This window comes from Pseudonocardia sp. (assembly GCF_025965585.1).
GTDB lineage: Bacteria > Actinomycetota > Actinomycetes > Mycobacteriales > Pseudonocardiaceae > Pseudonocardia.
Map to the genome: position 1 here is coordinate 1 of NZ_JAOPWR010000451.1, position 3,944 is coordinate 3,944.

3 protein-coding genes and 2 pseudogenes are annotated in these 3,944 nt (G+C 70.1%); 2 read left to right on the forward strand and 3 right to left on the reverse strand.

The features are described from left to right. Window positions 1-134: 134 nt before the first annotated feature. A pseudogene (locus tag JWR81_RS27680) lies at window positions 135-332 on the forward strand (cold-shock protein); the annotation flags it as partial. Between the two features lie 30 nt (window positions 333-362). Further along, a complete protein-coding gene (locus JWR81_RS34580) occupies window positions 363-1,082 on the forward strand; it encodes a cold shock domain-containing protein (RefSeq protein ID WP_341339283.1) in 720 nt (239 codons plus the stop codon). Between the two features lie 230 nt (window positions 1,083-1,312). On the opposite strand, the gene JWR81_RS27695 is transcribed toward JWR81_RS34580, so the two are convergent. From JWR81_RS27695 to JWR81_RS27705, 3 genes and pseudogenes are all read right to left on the reverse strand, one after another. Beyond that, window positions 1,313-2,152: an IS5 family transposase gene (locus tag JWR81_RS27695; protein ID WP_297659251.1), complete on the reverse strand. Its 840-nt coding sequence runs from the start codon at window positions 2,150-2,152 to the stop codon at window positions 1,313-1,315. Window positions 2,153-2,222: 70 nt separating this feature from the next. After that, window positions 2,223-3,590, reverse strand: coding sequence for an IS30 family transposase (locus tag JWR81_RS27700; protein WP_297659253.1), 1,368 nt, complete (start codon window positions 3,588-3,590; stop codon window positions 2,223-2,225). Between the two features lie 51 nt (window positions 3,591-3,641). Further along, window positions 3,642-3,944, reverse strand: a pseudogene (locus tag JWR81_RS27705) (DDE-type integrase/transposase/recombinase); the annotation flags it as partial.

The window sequence follows — 3,944 nt, forward strand, 5'->3', positions numbered from 1 at the left end:
TCGGCGTGTCGCTAGGTGGACCAACGGCCCGCCCCTGGCTCCGCACCGCCCGCCTGTGGGCCCGGCCCGACGGACCGCGAGGTCTGTCAGAGAGACTGGGGGCCAGTGCCCGCCCTCTCGACCTGGAGCCTTTGATGCCGCAGGGGACCGTCCGTTGGTTCGACGCCGAACGGGGTTTCGGCTTCCTCGCGCCCGAGGACGGCTCGCCGGACGTGTTCGTGCACGCCTCCGAGATCGTCGGGGACGGCGGCGCGAAAGTGCTCCGCGAGGGTCAGGCCGTCGTGTTCGAGGTCGGCGAGAACGACCGCGGGCCCCAGGCGCTGCGCGTTCGCGTCACCGCCGATGCGGCCACCGGCAGCGCCGTGGGCCTGCTCGGCACCGTCAACTGGTACGAGCCGGGCAAGGGGTACGGCTTCGCGTCGCCGGACGGCGGCGGCGCCGACATCTTCGTGCACAGCTCCGCCATCGTGACCGGCGGCGTGGTCACCGAGGGGCAGCGGGTGGCCTTCCTGATCGTCGAAGGCGAGCGCGGCCCGCAGGCCGGGCACGTGATCCCGCTGGGAGCGGGGGCCGGCCCACCCGCTGCGGCCGGCATCGCGGACGGTGCCGACGGCACGGTGGCCTGGTACGACGAGGACAAGGGCTTCGGCTTCATCAACCCCGACTCCGGCGCCGGGGACGTCTTCGTTCACGCCCGGGCCCTGGCCGAGGGGCTGACGTGGCTCGCGGAGGGCGACCGCGTCGCCTACGAGGTGGCTAGTGGAGACAAGGGCCCGCAGGCCCGCGACGTGCACCTGGTCCGGGGCGCCGAGCCCCAGACGGCGCCGCAGCGGTCGGCACCTGCCGCGGCCGCAGGGCCGGCGGCGCGGGACGTGCCCGTACGAGGCGGCGAGGGCGTCGTCGCGCGCTACGACGGCGACCGCGGCTTCGGCTTCATCACCCCGGACGCAGGCGGCGACGATCTCTTCGCCCACGTGTCCGTGATCATGGGGTCGGAGCCGCTGCAGAAGGGTGACCGGGTCCGGTACGCGGTGCGTCAGAGCGACCGGGGCCCGCAGGCCGACCGCATCGAACGCCTCTGAAGAGGCGGCCCCACCGATGGCTGATCACTTCCCGACGAGAGTGCTCGTTCATCCCCGTCGATGGTGCCGTCAGCAACGCGGCTGCAGCCTCCTCCAGGAGATCGATCTCCCTCGTGGTGACGGGGGCCCCGTGCCGACCCGAGGACCTGCTCCGCGCTCAGAAGCTCACCAGTCACCCCCACCCAACGACACAGAGCTACCGATGTATCCCAAACGAGTGAATGGATGCGTTAGACCTGGTCGCAGAGCTCGATCTTTATGAGCCGGCGGACGCTGATCACGGTGCAGGCCAGCGTGAGTAGCGCCAGCGTGGTGCGTTCGGTCCGGTCGTAGCGCAGCCCGAGGCGTTTGAACCGCAGCAGCCAGGAGATGGTGCGTTCGACGACCCAGCGGACCCGGCCGAGGCGGGACTTGTCCTCAATCCCGCGCCGGGCGATACGGACCTTGATACCGCGGCGGGTCAGGTAGCGGCGGCAGCGGCGGTAGTCGTAGCCCTTGTCGGCGTGCAGCTTGTCCGGTCGGCATCGTGGCCGGCCCGCCCGGCCGTGGTGGCCGCGCACGGTCGGGTTCGTGTCCAGCAGCGGCTCAAACAGCATGCTGTCGTGGGTGTTTGCCGCCGACAACATGACGTGCAGCGGTAGCCCGTTCGCGTCGCACAGAACGTGGTACTTGGAGCCGGCTTTGCCCCGGTCAGTGGGGCTGCGGCCGGTCAGCTCGCCCCCCTTCGACCGCACCGACACCGCGTCGATGCAGCCTCTGGTCCAGTCGAGCTCGTCGATGTCGGACAGCTCGTCGAGCACGAGCTGGTGCAGCCGGTCCCACACGCCGGCGTTCTGCCACTCACGTAACCGCCGCCACGCGGTGTGCCCGGAACCGCATCCGAGCTGCTCGGGTAGGTCTCGCCAGCGGCAGCCGGTGTCGAGCACGAACAAGATCCCCTCTAGCGCGGCACGGTCATCGATCCGGGGCCGCCCGCCCGGACCGCGCGGCGCTGGTCGGGACGGGATCAGGGGTTCGATCAGCTCCCAGAGCCGGTCTTCGACCCGCCGCTGCTGCGTCGTCTTCGCCACGACTGCCCACGATCGACGACCAGGACCGGCAGGTTACGCAGCGACACACCCTAAGTTTTGAGACCAGGTCTTAGTGGAGCGACTGTAGTTGCTCGTCGAGAACTTCGGCTGGTGTCTTCCAGGCCAGGACTTTCCGGGGTCTGCTGTTGACCGCCGCCTGGACGGCAAGAAGCTCGTCGTGGGTCCAGCGAGACAGGTCGGTGCCCTTGGGGAAGTACTGTCGGAGCAGGCCGTTGGTGTTCTCGTTCGTGCCGCGCTGCCAGGGTGAGTGCGGGTCGGCGAAGTAGACGGCGATGCCGGTGTCGACCGTGAACTGCGCGTGCGCGGACAGCTCCTTGCCGCGGTCCCAGGTCAGCGACCGCAGCAGTTCGGCGGGCATCGCGGTCATCGTCGTGGTGAGGGCGTCCTTCATCGCGATGGCCCCGTACCCGCCCAGAGCTGGCCCGTTCTTGACCGGCGCGATGGTGCCGTAGCCCTCGAGTCGGGGAAGGTGCACGAGCAGTGTGTAGCGGCTGCTGCGCTCGACGACGGTGCCGATCGCGGACCGGTTCAACCCGATGATGAGGTCGCCCTCCCAGTGACCGGGGATCGCCCGGTCCTCGGCCTCGGCGGGCCGTTCGCTGAACACGACGTCGGCGGTGACGTGGCCTTGCGGCTTGTTCCGCGACCGTTCCCGCGGTTTGCGCAGCGCGCGACCGGTGCGCAGACACGCCACCAGCTCACGTTTGAGCGCGCCGCGTCCCTGGATGTAGAGCGCCTGGTAGATCGCCTCGTGGCTGATGCGCATGTCGACATCGTCGGGGAAGTCGAGGACCAGCCGCCGGGAGATCTGCTCCGGACTCCAGGCCGTGGCCCAGCGCCGATCTGCGCGGTGCGGCTTGTTGAGCCCCTTCCAGGTCGTTGGCGGGCCGGCCGCGACGGTCCCATCAGGACGCTGCAACTGTCCGCTCAGCCGGGCCTGGACGTAGTTCTGTAGCCGTGGATTGCTCGCCAGCTTCGCCGGCTTGGGACGCCGCGCCGCGGTCTGGGCCTTCCATTGCGCGACACTCGCGCGGTAGTCGGGCTTGCCGCCGCGGGTCGCGGCGTTGCGCCGCACCTCGCGCGAGATCGTCGCGGGATCGCGCCCGAGCACCCGGGCGATCTCGCGGACGCCCTGACCCTGCGCCTTGAGCAGCGCGATCTCCTCACGCTCGGAGAACGACAGATAGCGGCCGGTGGGCTCGGCCAGGCTCAGCGGCGGCATGCCGCCAGCGTGACGAAACCAGCGCACCGCGACGGGCGTCGACACGCCGATCTCCAGCGCCGCCTCTTCGGTGCGCTTGCCCTGCGCGATCAGCCGCCAGAAGGCGCGCTCCACATGACGTGCGGGCATCGGCCGGCCCGGCGAGCGCATCGCCGGTCGCAGAGCCCGGTCCGCCTGTTGCTGACGCCGTGCCATCGAACACCTCCGAGATCAGGAGAGGTGTTGCGACGACCGATTGAGTCCGCCTTGCGACCCGTGGTCGGAGTGCAGGATTGCTGAATGCGGTTCGGGGTTGCGGCGTGTGATCGCCATGCCGAGTGCGTCGACCACGAGGGCGGTGCGCATGTTGTCGTCGATCGACCAGCCGACGACCCGGCGCGAGTAGGCGTCGAGGACTGCGGCGCAGTAAACCTTTCCTTCATCGGTGGGGTGCTCGGTGATGTCGGTCATCCACAGCTCGTCCGGGCCGTCGACGACGAAGTCGCGGTCGACCAGGTCGTCGTAGGGGTCGGCGTGCGGGTCCCGGACGGTACAGCCGCGGTTGCGGCG

Coding starts and splice junctions, on each gene's coding strand:
- JWR81_RS27700 (WP_297659253.1), bottom strand. CDS start 3,590: ATGGCACGGCGTCAGCAACAGGCGGACCGGGCTCTGCGACCGGCGATG.